This is a genomic window from Citrobacter sp. CK180, assembly GCF_030333655.1.
Classification (GTDB): domain Bacteria; phylum Pseudomonadota; class Gammaproteobacteria; order Enterobacterales; family Enterobacteriaceae; genus Citrobacter_B; species Citrobacter_B koseri.
This window is the reverse complement of the sequence record NZ_JAOWFM010000037.1, coordinates 95,318-111,667: the sequence shown is the minus strand read 5'-3', so window position 1 is coordinate 111,667 and position 16,350 is coordinate 95,318. Positions and strand designations below refer to the sequence as shown.

At 53.9% G+C, this 16,350-nt stretch carries 14 protein-coding genes; 5 read left to right on the top strand and 9 right to left on the bottom strand.

The genetic code is table 11. From position 1 onward, the window contains the following. Nucleotides 1–108 precede the first annotated feature (108 nt). On the bottom strand, nt 109–792 hold the full coding sequence (locus OGV50_RS06005; protein ID WP_200093096.1) for an extensin-like domain-containing protein: 684 nt from the start codon (nt 790–792) through the stop codon (nt 109–111). Between the two features lie 106 nt (nt 793–898). Here OGV50_RS06005 and ddlA point away from each other — a divergent pair, with 106 nt between their 5' ends. Next, nucleotides 899–1,996, top strand: a complete 1,098-nt coding sequence (ddlA, locus tag OGV50_RS06000; protein ID WP_047458545.1) for a D-alanine--D-alanine ligase — start codon at nt 899–901, stop codon at nt 1,994–1,996. A 105-nt stretch (nt 1,997–2,101) separates the two neighbouring features. Here ddlA and OGV50_RS05995 read toward each other — a convergent pair whose 3' ends face one another. Continuing rightward, nucleotides 2,102–2,314 carry a DUF2754 family protein gene (locus OGV50_RS05995; RefSeq protein WP_200093095.1) on the bottom strand — a complete coding sequence of 71 codons (213 nt, stop codon included), beginning with the start codon at nt 2,312–2,314 and terminating at the stop codon, nt 2,102–2,104. A gap of 267 nt (nt 2,315–2,581) precedes the next feature. On the opposite strand from OGV50_RS05995, the gene OGV50_RS05990 reads away from it, so the two are divergent. Continuing rightward, nucleotides 2,582–2,890: a YaiY family protein gene (locus OGV50_RS05990; protein ID WP_024130611.1), complete on the top strand. Its 309-nt coding sequence runs from the start codon at nt 2,582–2,584 to the stop codon at nt 2,888–2,890. Between the two features lie 36 nt (nt 2,891–2,926). On the opposite strand, the gene OGV50_RS05985 is transcribed toward OGV50_RS05990, so the two are convergent. Both OGV50_RS05985 and sbmA read right to left on the bottom strand, forming a co-directional pair. Further along, on the bottom strand, nt 2,927–4,021 hold the full coding sequence (locus tag OGV50_RS05985; protein WP_200093094.1) for a DUF1615 domain-containing protein: 1,095 nt from the start codon (nt 4,019–4,021) through the stop codon (nt 2,927–2,929). Nucleotides 4,022–4,039: 18 nt separating this feature from the next. Continuing rightward, entirely contained in the window at nt 4,040–5,260 is a 1,221-nt protein-coding gene (gene sbmA, locus OGV50_RS05980) for a peptide antibiotic transporter SbmA (protein WP_047458548.1), read from the bottom strand. A gap of 392 nt (nt 5,261–5,652) precedes the next feature. Between sbmA and ampH the strand changes: the two genes are divergently transcribed. Further along, on the top strand, nt 5,653–6,810 hold the full coding sequence (gene ampH, locus OGV50_RS05975) for a D-alanyl-D-alanine-carboxypeptidase/endopeptidase AmpH (protein ID WP_115609558.1): 1,158 nt from the start codon (nt 5,653–5,655) through the stop codon (nt 6,808–6,810). On the opposite strand, the gene iprA is transcribed toward ampH, so the two are convergent. Beyond that, nucleotides 6,811–7,434, bottom strand: a complete 624-nt coding sequence (gene iprA / locus OGV50_RS05970; protein ID WP_047458555.1) for a hydrogen peroxide resistance inhibitor IprA — start codon at nt 7,432–7,434, stop codon at nt 6,811–6,813. A gap of 86 nt (nt 7,435–7,520) precedes the next feature. Then, nucleotides 7,521–10,442, bottom strand: a complete 2,922-nt coding sequence (gene ehaB / locus OGV50_RS05965; RefSeq protein ID WP_012133624.1) for an autotransporter adhesin EhaB — start codon at nt 10,440–10,442, stop codon at nt 7,521–7,523. Nucleotides 10,443–10,937: 495 nt separating this feature from the next. Here ehaB and hemB point away from each other — a divergent pair, with 495 nt between their 5' ends. Then, nucleotides 10,938–11,912: a porphobilinogen synthase gene (gene hemB, locus OGV50_RS05960; protein WP_012133626.1), complete on the top strand. Its 975-nt coding sequence runs from the start codon at nt 10,938–10,940 to the stop codon at nt 11,910–11,912. A 168-nt stretch (nt 11,913–12,080) separates the two neighbouring features. Next, complete coding sequence (olsF, locus tag OGV50_RS05955) at nt 12,081–13,796, top strand: bifunctional ornithine lipid synthase OlsF (protein ID WP_200093087.1); 1,716 nt, start codon at nt 12,081–12,083, stop codon at nt 13,794–13,796. Nucleotides 13,797–13,904: 108 nt separating this feature from the next. Here olsF and tauD read toward each other — a convergent pair whose 3' ends face one another. From tauD to tauB, 3 genes are read right to left on the bottom strand one after another with little or no spacing between them, the layout of a single operon-like run. Continuing rightward, nucleotides 13,905–14,756 (bottom strand): taurine dioxygenase, encoded by an 852-nt coding sequence (gene tauD, locus OGV50_RS05950; protein WP_112002459.1) that lies wholly within the window; start codon nt 14,754–14,756, stop codon nt 13,905–13,907. Continuing rightward, complete coding sequence (tauC, locus tag OGV50_RS05945; RefSeq protein WP_012133629.1) at nt 14,753–15,580, bottom strand: taurine ABC transporter permease TauC; 828 nt, start codon at nt 15,578–15,580, stop codon at nt 14,753–14,755. The genes tauD and tauC overlap by 4 nt, the downstream gene beginning before the upstream one ends. Beyond that, nucleotides 15,577–16,344: a taurine ABC transporter ATP-binding subunit gene (gene tauB / locus OGV50_RS05940; RefSeq protein WP_047458565.1), complete on the bottom strand. Its 768-nt coding sequence runs from the start codon at nt 16,342–16,344 to the stop codon at nt 15,577–15,579. Before tauB ends, tauC begins: the two co-directional genes overlap by 4 nt. Between the last annotated feature and the right edge of the window lie 6 nt (nt 16,345–16,350).

Below are 16,350 nucleotides of genomic sequence, written 5' to 3'. Positions count from 1 at the left end.
AGCGGTTCCAGAGATGCGGTAACCTCTATTTTGCTATTTTATCTCCCCGTTCATCAGATTTGTGAAATATGTCACATTATATACCCGCTCAGAACAGGGATTTATGCTTCAACGACAAAGCCCGTATCCGCGCATACCGAGATGGAAATGGTTGGCGTGCGCGGCGTTGTACTCCGGCCCCAGTCCATTGCCATAATAAGTGCAACTGCCGTTAAGCATCGCGCGCAGCCAGGGGGCGGTTTTCTCATCCTTCCATCCCCGCAGAACCGTAACTTTTCGACCGTCCGCCAGTTGAAAACCGCTGATATCCCACGCCTGCGCGCTGGCATGTTCACTGCGACGCGCATCCGCCCGGTGATAGATATTGCGACAGGCATAGCTGCCAAGGTGCTCAATACGGATCAGTTGACTGCCCATAAACGACTGGGTTAGCGGTTTCGCCTGGCGCGCCACAAACAGCGCAGAACTCAGCGCCAGCGGGCAAGAGGCCAGGAAACTGCTGCTCAACGCCACGGAGCCAAAATGCCTGACCCGTACCACGTCTGACAGCGGACATTCGCCCGCGCTGTCGGCAACGGGTTGCGACGAGATCATTCCCTGGCGATTGGCCTGCTCAAGTAATCCCTGGCACTGTTGCGGCGTCAGACGCTGTAGTTTGAATTTGGTGAGCCAGCCCAGAGGATCGGACAGTTGCAGGGGAACAAAAGGATTGTAATGCGACGGAAGAGAGCGGTAACCCACCACACCCACGGCCCCCAGCAGCACAATCGCAAGCCAACCCTTACCTTTCACGCCCCCTCCTCTCTGATTCCCTTAAACATTATGGCAGAAGCCCGCGAATCCGACGTTTTGTCGTGGTAATGTATACGCTTTGCGTTCGATGGAATGGGTTTTTAAGATGGCAAAATTGCGGGTAGGTATCGTATTTGGTGGTAAATCAGCGGAACATGAAGTGTCTTTGCAATCGGCAAAAAATATTGTCGATGCCATCGACAAAGCCCGCTTTGACGTTGTGCTGTTAGGCATTGATAAACAAGGGCAATGGCATGTCAGCGATGCCGAAAACTATCTGCTGAATGCAAACGACCCCGCGCACATTACGCTGCGCCCCTCTTCTACCAGCCTGGCGCAGGTTCCGGGCAAACACGAACACCAGTTAATTGACGCACAGAACGGCCAGCCGTTGCCGACGGTGGACGTCATTTTCCCGATCGTACACGGCACGCTGGGGGAAGACGGCTCGCTGCAAGGGATGCTGCGCGTAGCGAATTTACCGTTTGTCGGCTCCGATGTGCTGGGTTCCGCCGCCTGCATGGATAAAGACGTTACCAAACGTCTGCTGCGCGATGCCGGGCTGAACATCGCGCCGTTTATTACGCTGACTCGCGCGAATCGCGATGCGATCCGTTTTGCGGAAGTGGCGTCCCGGCTGGGTCTGCCGCTGTTTGTGAAACCCGCAAATCAGGGCTCCTCTGTAGGCGTCAGCAAAGTCACCAGCGAAGCGCAATATGAACAGGCCGTCGCGCTGGCGTTCGAATTCGATCACAAAGTGGTTGTTGAGCAAGGGATCAAAGGCCGTGAGATCGAGTGCGCCGTGCTGGGTAACGATCACCCGCAGGCCAGCACCTGCGGCGAGATCGTCCTGAACAGCGATTTTTACGCTTACGACACCAAATATATCGACGACAACGGGGCGCAGGTCGTGGTTCCCGCCCAAATCCCGCAAGAGGTGAACGACAAGATCCGCCAGATCGCCATTCAGGCGTACCAGACGTTAGGTTGCGCGGGAATGGCGCGCGTGGACGTCTTCTTAACGGCGGAAAACGAGGTGGTGATTAACGAGATCAATACGCTGCCGGGATTCACCAACATTAGCATGTACCCGAAACTCTGGCAGGCAAGTGGCTTAGGGTATACCGATTTGATTACCCGTCTGATTGAACTGGCGCTGGAACGTCATGCGGCGGATAACGCCCTGAAAACCAGCATGTCATGATGACGATGCGCCATCTGGTGTTGATCGCCTGATGGCGCTTTGGCTTATCAGGCCTACGACGTTTTACGCTCGTAGGCCGATGCCGCCATCCGGCACACTACCGCATTAAGCTTCTTCGGTTTTATCATCCTCACGGCGACGAATAATCAGCCCGGCAAGCCAGAAACTGAATGCCCACGTCACCAGGCCTACCGCGTAGGTTTGCCATCCTTTTGCTTCAAAGCCCAACAACCCCACCACGCCATTCAAAATAAAGATCAGCCCAATGGCGAAAGCATAATAGTGCCAGTCACGGCGAATTTTTACAGGCAGGTTCATGACAGCTCCGACGCTAAAACAATAAAAAATCATCCTCGCACATTTCTGCCTGAGCGTCTGTGGCCTGTGCGGAATTTCTCAAATGTTAATCAATTTAGATCAAGGTAACAAAATTGTGACATCAGACAAAAAATCCGCAATCCAGGAGTCATCCCTGAGTGAAATTACCATCATTCTGATATTGACAAACACGATGACCTGTCAGACTTCACGATAAGCCGCTGGCATGACGCCAGATTCGTGCAGAAGACTATCCCGGAGGTCTTTATGGCTGACTTTACCCTCTCAAAATCCCTGTTTAGCGGGAAACATCGAGATACCTCCTCCACGCCAGGTAATATCGCCTATGCCGTGTTTGTGCTGTTTTGCTTTTGGGCAGGGGCGCAGATCCTGAACCTTCTGGTTCACGCGCCTGGCGTTTATGAACATCTGATGCAGATGCAAGAGACCGGACGCCCCCGCGTGGAAATTGGATTAGGCGTCGGCACCATTTTCGGACTGGTGCCTTTCCTGACAGGTTGCCTGATTTTTGGCGTCATTGCCGTAATTTTGCGCTGGCGTCACCGTCATCAGTAACCCTCCCTGTGCCGGATGACGCCAAGTTTATCCGGCCTACAAATTCATACAACGCGCCCGACGCTCATCCACACGTTTAGCAAACCACGCGGTAGTGAGATTACGGGTGATCTTCGGACTTTCCAGCTGAATACCTGGCAACATCTCGCGCGGTAATGCCTTACCGGTTTTGGCTTCCGCCAGCTTATACACTTTCTCGTACAACGCCGTCTCCTCAAAAGCGAGGCTGTCTCCCTTTTCCAGTTGACGTCGAATCGCGCTGTCGCTCATGTCCAGCTTGCCCGCCAGCTTACGGATTGCCTGTTCCGTTTTCCCGGCCGCTTTGCTGTCATAACGAATCAAGTCGCCGTCCAGCGCCAGCTTAACGCCGCTGGCTTTACTGACCGCATTCTGAAATGCCGCATTACGACTGGCGTACCAACCGGCATTAAAATCAGCAAAACGGAATACAGGCGCGCTGTAATTCGCCGGATAGTTCAACAGATGCCAGGTTCCAAACCACAGTCCGCCACGGCGGCTAAAGACCTCCTGGCGAACCGTCCCGTTCATGGTCCACGGATAACCTTTTGTGTGCCGTTCGGCAAAGGCGATGCTGACCTGCATCGGCCCGCCGGTATGCACCGGATTAAGCGAACCGAACAGCGTCTGCCCCATCGGCACCATATTAATAAAATCATCAAAAATCGCGCTGAGCTGTTTTTCCGTTTTCACCGCGTCCAGACGTTCGCTGTAGCTTTTTCCGTTCGGGGAGTTAATTTTCAGCGCGGTATGCACCAGAAAAACAGGGATATGCATCCGCTCAGCACGCCTGTCGATCTCCTGCCAGGCGATTTTGCTCAACCCCGGCACCACCGGGTCCGCCTGATAGTTAGACTCCTGCTGCGCCACCGCCAGCACCGAGCAGACATTCTCAACCGTTGGCGCCAGCCCCTGGCTTTCGAAGGTCTTTGCGATGTCCTGCGCCCACGCGTCCCTGTCTTTTACGCTGGCGGGCATTTTCTGGCGCACCACGCTTGCCACATCGACAGGTTTTTCCCCTTTTTTCAGCGGTTGCGAAGGCTGGCTACTACACCCTGCCAGCACCAACGCAGCCAGGAATGACAAAGGGTAAAGACGGGACGCCGCCGACATAACGTTTCCTTTTTTTTGTTAGCTAAATGTATTCGTCACTTCCTGGATATCCTGCCCATCCAGTTCGCGCTCAAAGCTGCGCAGACGTTTGTAGATGGACATCAGTTCCACCAGCGTGGTCCAGGAATTAATCAGATACTGGAAGGAACCGCGCACCTGACCAAACACGTTGGTAATCTGCGTCATCAGGCCCAGCGTAATCGTACCGGCAACAATCGACGGAAACAGCAGGAACAGACCGAAAACGTTATCCACCTGTAGATAGAGAATGCGCGCAATGTTGAAGTACATATAGTGGAAGTAGAGGCGGAAATAGTTCTGGCGCACCGCGCTGAACAACTCACGCACGGTGGGCGGCGTAGCGCGGCTGGCGTCGTCTTCACCGTAGACCAGCTCCTTACGGTAAGCGGCCTCAACCCGCTGGTTTTTAAACTCCAGCCCCGGCAGTTTGATCCCCACCACGGCCAGCAATCCTGTTCCCATCAGCGACCAGATGATAGCCGCGATAACCAGCCCATAAGGAATATGCCCGACGATCGGCAGATCCGGTACGTGCGCAGACAGCGTAACCAGTACGGGTAAAAAGGCGATCAACGTCATGATGGCATTGATAAAGCTTACGCCCATATTCTCCAGCGTAGAGGCAAAACGCATCGTATCTTCCTGCACACGCTGCGCGGCGCCTTCAATATGGCGCAAATGCTGCCAGTGCGCCATGTAGTGTTCGTTCATCGCGGTACGCCAGCGAAACACATAATGGCTGACGAAGAAATTGTTCATCACGCCAATCACTACGGCAATCAGCGCTATCCCGAGGAACACGCCGACTTCACGGTAAAACTGTTCGATAGTGACCTTATGCGGCGAGCTAAGCGCCGTCTGGATCAGGTCGTAAAACGGCGCGTACCAGGCGTTGACCGCCACGCCTACTTCCACCAAAAACCAGGTCACAAAGATGATCAACGAGGTGCCCAGAATCGACCAGTATTGCCAGCGATGCGGGCTATAAATAAACCAGAACATCGCAAACAACCCGACGCAAAGGACGTAATACGCGTAGAAAATCAGGTAGTCCAGCGACCAGAAGCGTGCGGCACTGATGGGAACATCACCGGAAGCGCCAGTAAGATGCGCAACCCAGGCGCCTCCGCCCGCTTGCCAGAAAATGACGGCGACAAGCGCCCAAAAAAACGCCGAGATAAAAAACGGCCCCGGCTTTGGGAAAAAAGACTTAAACATGATGCTCTCCTGCTAACTTCTTATCGTTATGACGACTGCTGTGCTTTTGCCGCAGCGCTGAGCGCGACAAGACGGGCCTGACCCAACAAAACCGCGACGGAAACCGAGCATTGTGACCCGTATTCGCCAGCTTAGTTCGCACATCGTTTTTTCAGAATTGTTTCAGCGAGTTTCGGCTCCCTTCAACGGCAACAGGAAGGCGAAACCCAAAAACCGACCAAGGTTACCACAAGCGCGGGATCACAAAAGCGGACATTCGCGATTGGGAAAAAATGCCCTGTTTACTCGTCGTTACGTTTTTCACACTATTATTGTCTTTTTAGCGCTTTGCAACGCGCCGCCAGGTAGTATAAATACGCATAGTTTTTTCATTTAACTGATGGACACAACCGTTGAAACGTAGTCTGCTTTTTTCTGCCGTGCTGTGCACGGCGTCATTGACATCTGTCCAGGCGGCACAGCCAATCACCGATCCGGTTTTCGCTTCCGATATCGTTGATCGTTATGCCAACCATATCTTTTACGGCAGCGGCGCGACGGGAATGGCGCTGGTGGTGATTGATGGTAATCAACGCGTGTTCCGCAGTTTCGGGGAGACTCGCCCCGGCAATAACGTACATCCTCAACTGGACTCCGTTATTCGCATTGCGTCTATCACGAAACTCATGACCAGCGAGATGCTGGTCAAACTGCTCGATCAGGGGACGGTGAAATTACACGACCCGCTGAGCAAGTATGCCCCGCCTGGGGCGCGCGTACCGACCTACAACGGAACGCCTATCACCCTGGTGAATCTGGCGACCCATACCAGCGCCCTGCCGCGTGAGCAACCCGGCGGCGCGCCGCATCGCCCGGTATTTGTCTGGCCAACCCGCGAACAGCGCTGGAGCTACCTCTCTACCGCAACGCTAAAAGCGGCTCCTGGCTCGCAGGCGTCTTATTCCAACCTTGCGTTTGACCTGCTGGCTGACGCGCTGGCAACCGCATCCGGCAAACCCTACACGCAGTTATTTGAAGAACAGATTACGCGCCCATTGGGGATGAAAGACACAACCTTTACCCCCTCCCCCGATCAGTGCAAGCGCCTGATGGTGGCGGAGAAAGGGGCCAGTCCCTGTAACAACACGCTGGCGGCAATTGGCAGCGGCGGCGTCTATTCCACGCCGGGAGATATGATGCGCTGGATGCAGCAATATCTCTCATCCGACTTTTATCATCGCAGTAATCAGGCCGATCGTATGCAAACGCTGATTTATCAGCGAACTCAGCTCACACGGGTGACAGGTATGGACGTGCCGGGCAAAGCCGATGCGCTGGGCTTAGGCTGGGTCTATATGGCGCCTAAAAACGGACGTCCGGGGATTATTCAAAAAACCGGCGGCGGCGGTGGTTTCATCACCTATATGGCGATGATTCCGCAACACAACGTTGGCGCTTTTGTGGTCGTCACTCGCTCACCGCTTACGCGATTTACTAATATGAGCGATGGCATCAACGACCTGGTAACAGAATTGAGCGGAAATAAACCGCTGATCGTGCCCGCATCCTGATCAATACTCTGAAGGCAAATGGTTGATATTGACCAGTTTGCCTTTTTTCATTTCGATGTAGTTCCCTTTGCGTAACGCGGCGAGCACTTCAGCCACTACGGAACGGGAAATTCGCGTTCTCTGATGAATGTAGTTCATCACGCCAATACGCGCTCGCAGGCCCTCATCCCAGTCAACCATCGCGATCAACGTCGCCCGAATTTGATCATACGAGTTGTTGCCAATTAATTGCAGATCGCGCAGTTCCAGAGTTCTGTTTTCCCATGCCAGCCAGCAAAAGGCTTCACGCCATAACTGGTGTTGCTCAAGGATTTTTATCGCGTGGGAAGAAGGAAGAAAATAACCGGTACAACGACTTTCCGTGACTAATTTATATTCGATATCATTTTTCATCACGCCATCAGCAATCCCCATAATAAAGGGAGCCTGCGTTATCCCCATAAGCACGTTCTCCCCTCTGCGCAAAGAGATGAGACCGTCTAAAATGACAAACGTATCGCCTTGATTGGCATCATTCGAATAGACAACCTGCTTTTCATCGGCGTATTCAAAGTACGTGCCGTATTTAGACAGGCACTTATCGAGCTTACTAAATTCCTGAAGTGGTTTATTCAGAGACAGCATATGCGCATCCTTGCATTAATGCCCGCCATATCCATGACGGGCATTTCCTTTGATTAAATCACCTGCGTTTTCATCATGAAAAACAATTACCAGGTATATTTAACGCCCACATTCGCGGACCAGTCTTGATCGACATCACCACCACCGAGGTAGTTGGCATCGGTATAAGCGCTGAAGTTTTTGGTGAAGCTGAACTGAGTGCCCAGACCAACACGTACCGCAGAACCTTCTACGCCGTTATCGATGGAATCGCCATTTACGTCGGCGTCGTTATTCGCGTCGTCATAAACATAGGCCAGTTTGAAGTAAGGCGTCAGCGCCTGATCTTCGCTGTAGGTGAAGGTATAACCTGCATCAACACCCAGTTCATAACGCATGCTGTCATAAGACTGACCGTCAACTTTCATGTCGTTGCTGAGCTGATAATCGTCGCCGGACTGGAACAGGCCGGATACGCTACCGTACGGCGTGACATAGCCAGCGTCGCCCAGTTTCCAGTCATAACCCAGTTTCAGACCAAAGCCCCACGCATCCGCAGAGGTGTTGCCATCAACGTACTGGCCGTTGCTCATGTTGGCAGACAGATCGTTGTTGAAGTGAGAATAGCTCAGGCTACCATCAACAAAGACATTGTTGGCAAAGCGAGCGGAAGAGTAGATATAGGCAGACTGGCTGTCCTGATCCACCTGACCGGTACGGTCGCTCATGTCACCTTTCGCAAAGCCAGCCGCCGCACCGACAATCCATTTAGCATTGTTACCGTCAATTTTGGTATCAACACCGACCATGATGCCGTTCACATCCTGATCGTAGTTAATGGTGCCGTTGTCGCCATCGAAGCTACCGCCAAAGTAGCTCACCCATGCGCCGCCGTTATCAGCCAGACCATGACGAGAGTTGGTCAGACGAGTACCAACGGTGTCTTGTTCCAGGTTCCAGATATTGGTGTTTGCAGACGGGATGCTCAGCGCCATGTTCGCGTAGTCGGTCAGTTCCATCTGTTGCATAACAACAGTGTTGCCTTCCTGCTGAGCCTGATAGGTGTATGCCCCCAGGTCAGCTTTGTTCGCTGCGGAGAAGGTAGCTTTGCTGTTCTTGTCGTTAACGTAGATCAGCTCTTTGCCTTTGTAATCAGCGACAGAACCTTCACCGGTCGCGTTATCGATACGCACTTTGTAGTTACCGGTTGCCGCAGCAACGTTATCACCCGCGTTATCGACTTCAGATTGATCGCCAGTCCAGGCATCGCCATTACCGTTGATGGTCAGGTGGCCATCAGAGTTCATCGCGATCACACCGTAGCCGTAGTTAGACTTAGTGATGTCATTAGTACGATCGTTAGTCAGATCGGCATCCAGCACAAAGCTGTTGCTGTGAACGTTGAAGACACCGGCATTCACGTTACCGTTAGCATCGGTGTAGCTGGTCAGATTCAGGGTATCAGCTTGCAGCGCATACGCGGTGCTGTTGCCCACATCCAGAACGCCGTTGTTGGTGACGTTGATGGTGTTTGCATACAGTGCGGCATCGTACACGCCCCAGCCAGCAGACACATCATCAGCAATCGTGACGGTACTGTTGTTGATTGTCAGTTCATCAGTTGCAACATGACCATCTTCATTGATATTCAGGGCCGCGCCGCCGGTCAGGGAGATGCTGTCAGAAACCAGATCAGAGTCTGCCACATTCACGACGGAACCGCTGTTGATGCTCAGCGTATCAATCAGCGAGGTTTTCGTGGTATCCCACTGTGAACCACCGTTCAGCGTCACATTGAACAGGCCGCTTTGATAGACTTCGTTACCAACAACATGACCATCTTCGCCATACGCGGTGTCATTATTGTCAATGCCGTAAGTAGAGGAAGGCCACAGGCTGTTAGCCGCAATGTCGATCAGCGTCGCAGTGGCATCGGTGCCCGCAGCAAAGCTGTCGTACACGCCGTCACCATCAGAATCGACCTGATGTACGGACATTGCCGCGCCAACCCACTTGCTGCCGTTGTTCAGCGTAACATCCATACGGTCAGTACCATCCCAGCCGTTGGTGTCCAGGTCAGCGTCCGTATCGCGATAAGTATCCGCCCCGTTCGGGAAGAAGTTTTCGTCAAAGTTGCTGGAGAAAACGACGTCGCCCATCAGGGTAGAATTGCTGAGGTTAACAGTGGTCTGCATTGCGTTATCCGCATTCGGATGCGCAATCGCCGCAATCGCCACGTCATCAGCAGTATAAGAATCGCTGTAATCGCTCGCGTTGTTGGTGTTACCGAACCAACCGGAAGTCCCTTCATCTGACCATGAGCCAGAGGTCACCGTAGAGTCAGTCACCGTGACGGTGTTGTTGAACACTTCAGCGCTGTTGACGCCGGTGCTAACGGTATTATCGTCAATGTCTTCCCACTCATAACCCTGAGTCAGCGTAATACCCGCAACGTGGGAATTATTTTTGATGACCAGGTCAACTTCCTGATCCAGCGTAATCGCAGTACCCAGGTTGTAAACGTCAACAACATGCGTATCCGCCGTACCATCAGTGTACGTGCCATTATAGGTATAATGCTCGTAGTTATCATCGATGGTTGAGTTATCAACAGTCAGCGCCAGACGGTCATAAACATAACCGGTCGCATCGCGACCCACGCAATCGGTGGTCATGCACTCAGAGGTGATCATCCCGTGAATGGTGCTGTTTTTGATTGTCAGACTATTACTGTTGGTGTTGGTAGAAAGACCATCATCCAGATAGTAGGTTGAGATTACGCCGTTAACGGTAGCGTTGTTGATAACCGGATAAATATCACCGTTATAAACGCTATCGGTCGCGTAGTTGTTCCAGCCTACGTAACCATCATAATAAACACCATCAGCGTAGGTTGCGTCGTTATAGTGGTTGAATGTTGTGTAGGTGGTTCCAGAAATATCCGTAGAAGCATTTGCCTGAGAGGTGATTGCCAGAGTGCAGGCCAGTGCTAATTGTGAGACTACAAGTTTCTTTTTCCAGGAGTGCATTTGTCATCCCTCCTCAGGGACGTAAATATAGTTGATCCATCAATTATCAATGCATAGAAAACATTTTATGTTTCGCAGGTCGATTATGCGGCGTCAGCATTGAAAGGTTCAATTATTCTTTGTTTAATGTCCGAAAGCGGACAATTAAAAAATCACCAGCAAAATCACAGATATTTTTTAAATCGCCACTTTTCAATAAATTAGAAAGAAAAATAAAAGTCACTTATTTAATTGAATGATATATGATGAAGAAATAAAGAAATCACCAATCAATAAAGGACAGAAGAGCTTAAAACAACATTTAATAAAATTAAAACCAGAAATAAATGTATCACTAACAAAAATAATCTTATTCATAGAAATACTAATTGCGAATATTTAATCGCTTCATTAACAGCAACCCGCAATACTTCACATAAGGACAACTTTCGTAAAACACCTCGCGGCAGGTTCAGGTATACTCGACGTTTCGATTCCACAAACATCAGGCATACCATGACAGACCTAATCCAACGCCCCCGTCGCCTGCGCAAATCCGCTGCGCTGCGCGCCATGTTTGAAGAGACAACACTCAGTTTAAACGACCTGGTGTTGCCGATTTTTGTTGAAGAAGAACTCGACGACTACAAAGCGATCGACGCCATGCCTGGCGTCATGCGCATTCCTGAAAAACACCTGGCGCGCGAGATTGAACGCATCGCCAACGCCGGCATTCGGTCAGTGATGACCTTCGGCATTTCCCACCATACCGACGACACCGGCAGCGATGCCTGGAAAGAAGACGGCCTGGTGGCGCGCATGTCGCGCATCTGCAAGCAAACCGTGCCAGAAATGATCGTGATGTCTGACACCTGTTTCTGTGAGTACACCTCCCACGGTCACTGCGGCGTGCTGTGCGAACACGGCGTCGACAACGATGCAACCCTGGCGAACCTCGGTAAACAAGCGGTGGTCGCCGCCGCTGCGGGCGCTGATTTTATTGCCCCTTCCGCCGCGATGGACGGTCAGGTGCAGGCGATTCGCCAGGCGCTGGATGCCGCCGGGTTTACGGATACGGCCATCATGTCCTACTCCACCAAGTTCGCCTCCTCTTTCTACGGCCCGTTCCGTGAAGCGGCCGGTACGGCACTGAAAGGCGATCGTAAGACCTATCAAATGAATCCGATGAACCGCCGTGAAGCGATTCGCGAGTCGTTGCTCGACGAAGCGCAGGGCGCGGACTGCCTGATGGTGAAACCCGCTGGCGCTTATCTGGATATTCTGCGTGATATCCGCGATCGTACCGAATTACCGCTCGGCGCGTATCAGGTCAGCGGCGAATACGCCATGATCAAATTCGCCGCGATGGCGGGCGCGATCGACGAAGAGAAAGTGGTGCTGGAAAGCTTAGGCTCGATCAAACGCGCGGGCGCGGATCTGATCTTCAGCTACTTCGCGCTGGATCTGGCGGAGAAAAAAATCCTGCGTTAATCCTTTCTGAGATGCAGTGCCTGCTGGTACTGCGCTTATCCGGCCTACGGGATTGACATCTGTAGGCCGGGTGCCGCCATCCGGCACTGTCACAAAACGTCACCTCATCGTCATACAAACGACATTTGTACCTTCTACTGTCAGCACAGGACGGGAGGAGGAGCCGCTATGTTTAGTCTCGATAACGTACTCGACGACCTGTGGCCTCAAGCGAGGCCGACACCCTGGCAAAAAAATCTGCTCAGGCGGTTGCTGCATGAAGAAGAATTTCAGCAATTTGCATCCCGCCATCCCCATCTGAAAGGGGTGGACATGGTGGAACAGGTTCTCGAACACCTTGAAATACGCTGCGATATCCCCGCACACGACCTCGAAAACATCCCCGCACATGGCCCGCTGGTCATCATTGCCAACCACCCGACAGGCACGCTTGATGGGCTGGCCCTGCTGTATGCCATCTCGCGTGTGCGCCGTGACGTGAAAGTAGTGACCAACCGCCTGCTCTCGCATCTGCAACCGCTCAGCTCACTTTTCATTCCCGTGGACAACATCGGCGGGCGCACGCCAAAATCATCGCTACAACAGATAGATGCGCATTTACAAGCTGGCGGAGCGTTAATTTTCTTTCCGGCGGGCGAAGTAGCGCGCTTCACATCGCAGGGAATCAGGGAAGGCCGATGGCATTCCGGGTTTATCCGGGTGGCGGAGAAATACCGCACGCCGCTGCTTCCCGTACATATCAACGCGCGCAACAGCTCGCTGTTTTACGCCAGCAGCCTGGTGTCCCCCACCTTCGTATTGCTGCTCCTGATGCAGCAGATGTTTCGTCGGCGTCGCAGCAGCCTGCCGCTCCGCATCGGCCAACAAATCGCCTGGACACAGTGGTCCGCCACGAAAACCAACGTCCGCGAGCAGGCCGAAAAATGCCGTCAGCACGTCGTGGCATTAGGTAAAGGACGCCCTGGGTTATTCACCACCGAAAGTACGATAGCCCGCGCAGAAGACAGAGCGCACCTCAAACGCGATCTCGCCCAGACGGAATGCCTTGGGCACACCGCCGACGGGAAGCACATTTACCTCTGGCAGCGCAACGGCAAAGAGGATGTCCCCATCCTGCGGGAACTGGGGCGGCTGCGTGAAATCGCCTTTCGCGCGGTTGGCGAAGGCAGCGGAAAGCGTCGGGACACCGACCGCTATGATGACGACTATCTGCACCTGATTTTATGGGATGAAGACGATCTGGAAATTGTTGGCGCCTATCGGTTCATTCCCTGCGCGCAGCAGCAGGAAAAACGCGGCATAGAAGGGCTTTACAGCTACAGTTTGTTCCATTACGACGAGCAGATGGCGCAAGTGATGCAGCACGGCATTGAGCTGGGTCGCAGTTTTATCCAGCCGCGTTACTGGGGACGTCGCGGGCTGGACTATCTCTGGTCTGGCATTGGCGCTTATCTGGCGCGCTATCCGCAATACCGATACCTGTTCGGCCCGGTGTCTATTTCCGGCGGTCTGCCTGCGGATGCGCGGGATTTACTGGTGGCCTTTTATCGCCTGTGGTTCCCGCCGACGCACCCGCTGGCGATATCACGCCAGCCCTACCCCGCGTCATTGCCGGACGTACTGGCGCAGTTTGAAGGCAAAAGCTACAACGACGATCTGACGCGGCTGAAATCGCTGCTCGGCAATCTGGGCTGCGGTATTCCCCCGCTCTACAAACAGTACTCCGAACTTTGCGACCCCGGCGGCGTACAGTTTATTGATTTCGGTAACGATCCGGCGTTCAGCAACTGCGTGGATGGTCTGGTGCTGGTCGATTTAACCTATCTGAAGGCAAACAGGTATCAGCGCTATATTGGCGCGCATTTGGGTTTCCAGGCAGGATAAGGCGTTTACGCCGCCATCCGGCGCGGTGCCACATCGTGCCTGATGGCGCTACTCTTACCAGGCCTGAATTTCCCTAACCGTTCCCTAACCGAATAGTGTGGTTATCTATTACGGTGCGCGATAAAACGGCTTATCTCCCAGAATCGTCGCCCGGTGCATAATGCGCCGCTGCGGCAGGTAATCAGCGTTGGCATAATGCTGGGTGACGCGGTTATCCCAGATGGCTACGTCATCAGGCTGCCAGCGCCAGCGCACCTGAAACTCCGGTTTTGTGATGTGCGCAAACAAGAATCCAAGCAGCGCCTCGCTCTCTTTCTCCGTCACATCGACAATCCGCGTAGTAAAGCCTTCATTCACAAACAGCGCCTGTTTGCCGCTCACCGGATGGGTACGCACCACCGGATGCAGCAAAGGCGGATGTTTTGCTACCGCCTCAAGCCAGCGCTGATGCTCCTCGTCAGTTTTGCGGTATTTGTATTCCGGGAACGATTTACGGAAATCATGCTCCGCTCGCAAACCGCTCAGCAACTGGCGAAACGGTTCGGAAAGCGCGTCATATGCGGCAATGCCGCTGGTCCATAGCGTATCCCCGCCGGTAGAGGGCAGTTCCTTTGCCGCCAGAATCGCCCCTGCTGGCGGCGTCTCAATAAAGGTCACATCGGTGTGCCAGTTATCGTTATCCGGCGGGTTATCGTTATGGGTATCCAGCACGATAATCTCTTCGACGCCTTCGGCGTGGGGATAGACCGGATGAATATGCAGATCGCCAAAACGCTGTGCCAGCGCGCGCTGTTGCTGCGGCGTAATGGCTTGTTCACGCAGAAAAACCACCTGGTGGCGCAGCACCGCGTGATACAGCTGTTCGAATTGATTATCGCTCAGCGGGCGGGTCAGATCCGCGCCGGAAACCAGCGCGCCAATATACGGCCCCAGCGGGGTAATGCTCAGACGTTCACTCATTGTACTTCTCCATGCCAGGGCGTCAGGCGGCGCTGAAGCGCACGCAGACCCAGTTCTAAAATAAACGCGATCACCGCAATCACCGCGATCCCCGCCAGCACCACGTCGGTTGCCAGAAATTCCCCGGCGGACTGCACCATAAACCCTAAACCCCGGGTGGCGGCAATCAGCTCAGCCGCCACCAGCGTCGACCAGCCCACGCCCAGGCCAATGCGTAACCCGGTGAGGATCTCCGGCAGCGCGCCGGGCAGAATCACAAACCACAATACCTGTACTCGTCCGGCGCCTAACGACTGCGCCGCACGAATGCGAACCTGCTGCGCGCTTTTGACGCCCGCCAGCGCCGACATGGCGACCGGGGCGAAAATCGCCAGATAGATCAGCAGGATCTTGGAGGTCTCACCAATCCCGAACCAGATCACCATCAGCGGTAAATACGCAAGCGGCGGAACAGGTCGGTAGAGTTCAATGATCGGATCGAGAATGCCGCGTATCGTTGGGCTTAGCCCCATCGCAATGCCCACCGGAATGCCGATAATCACGGCAGCCAGCAGCGCCAGCAGAATGCGCGTCAGGCTCGCCGCCAGATGCTGCCACAGCGTGGCGTCCATAAACCCTTGCGGCCCGGCGATGGCGATCAGTTTTTGCAGCACCTGCCCCGGCGGCGGCAGAAACAGCGGGCTGATTAACTGCAACGCCGCTACGCTCCACCACACGGCCAGAATCACCGCTAATGTGCTGATACTCAGGGTAATGCGACGAGAGAACGGCCAGCGCCATTTCAACCCGCGTTGACGCAGCTTATCGTTGATGACCACGCTCATGAGAAGGCCTCCCGTTGTTCAAAGACGCGGCTTAACACATACTCCCGCGTCTCGATAAACTGCGGATCGGATTTAATGCTGCGGCAGGATTCGCCCCCCACAAAGCGGCGGGCGAAATCAAGCGACAGCCGTTCCTGCACGCGACCGGGGCCAGGAGAAAGCAGCACCAGCTCCGTCGCCATAAACACAGCCTCTTCAATATCATGCGTAATGAGCAACACCTGTTTGCCGGTCTCATGCCAGAGTTTCAGCAGCAGCGTTTGCATCTGCTCACGGGTGAAAGCATCCAGCGCGCCGAAAGGCTCATCCAGCAGCAGAAGTTGAGGATTGGCCGCCAGCGCGCGGGCGATGCCGACACGCTGGCGCTGCCCGCCGGAAAGCTGCCAGATAAAGCGTTTTCCCGCCCCTTCCAGCCCGACTTTTTTCAGCATCTGCTGCGCAACGTGCTGACGCCGGGTTTTGTCTGCTCCTGCCAGTTGCAGGCCAAACCCAACGTTATCCTGCACGTTGCGCCAGGGCAGCAGCCCTTCGTTCTGAAAGACGACGCCGCGCTCCGCACCCGGCCCATCGACCCGTTTGCCCGCCAGTTGGATCGTGCCGTGCTGATAAGGCAGAAAACCGGCGATCAGATTCAGCAACGTGGTTTTCCCGCACCCTGACGGGCCCAGCACCACTAACAGCTCACCGCTGTCGAGCGTCAGATTGATATCTTCCAGCGCCGGTTTACCAGCGTAATCGGCAAAGAGATGGGAAACTTGCAGCATCCGCGC

Excerpts from the sequence above, each read along its gene's own strand:
- ddlA (WP_047458545.1), top strand. The coding sequence starts at position 899 with ATGGCAAAATTGCGGGTAGGTATCGTATTTGGTGGTAAATCAGCGGAA.
- OGV50_RS05995 (WP_200093095.1), bottom strand. The coding sequence starts at position 2,314 with ATGAACCTGCCTGTAAAAATTCGCCGTGACTGGCACTATTATGCTTTC.
- OGV50_RS05990 (WP_024130611.1), top strand. The coding sequence starts at position 2,582 with ATGGCTGACTTTACCCTCTCAAAATCCCTGTTTAGCGGGAAACATCGA.
- OGV50_RS05985 (WP_200093094.1), bottom strand. The coding sequence starts at position 4,021 with ATGTCGGCGGCGTCCCGTCTTTACCCTTTGTCATTCCTGGCTGCGTTG.
- sbmA (WP_047458548.1), bottom strand. The coding sequence starts at position 5,260 with ATGTTTAAGTCTTTTTTCCCAAAGCCGGGGCCGTTTTTTATCTCGGCG.
- iprA (WP_047458555.1), bottom strand. The coding sequence starts at position 7,434 with ATGCTGTCTCTGAATAAACCACTTCAGGAATTTAGTAAGCTCGATAAG.
- ehaB (WP_012133624.1), bottom strand. The coding sequence starts at position 10,442 with ATGCACTCCTGGAAAAAGAAACTTGTAGTCTCACAATTAGCACTGGCC.
- hemB (WP_012133626.1), top strand. The coding sequence starts at position 10,938 with ATGACAGACCTAATCCAACGCCCCCGTCGCCTGCGCAAATCCGCTGCG.
- olsF (WP_200093087.1), top strand. The coding sequence starts at position 12,081 with ATGTTTAGTCTCGATAACGTACTCGACGACCTGTGGCCTCAAGCGAGG.
- tauD (WP_112002459.1), bottom strand. The coding sequence starts at position 14,756 with ATGAGTGAACGTCTGAGCATTACCCCGCTGGGGCCGTATATTGGCGCG.
- tauC (WP_012133629.1), bottom strand. The coding sequence starts at position 15,580 with ATGAGCGTGGTCATCAACGATAAGCTGCGTCAACGCGGGTTGAAATGG.
- tauB (WP_047458565.1), bottom strand. The coding sequence starts at position 16,344 with ATGCTGCAAGTTTCCCATCTCTTTGCCGATTACGCTGGTAAACCGGCG.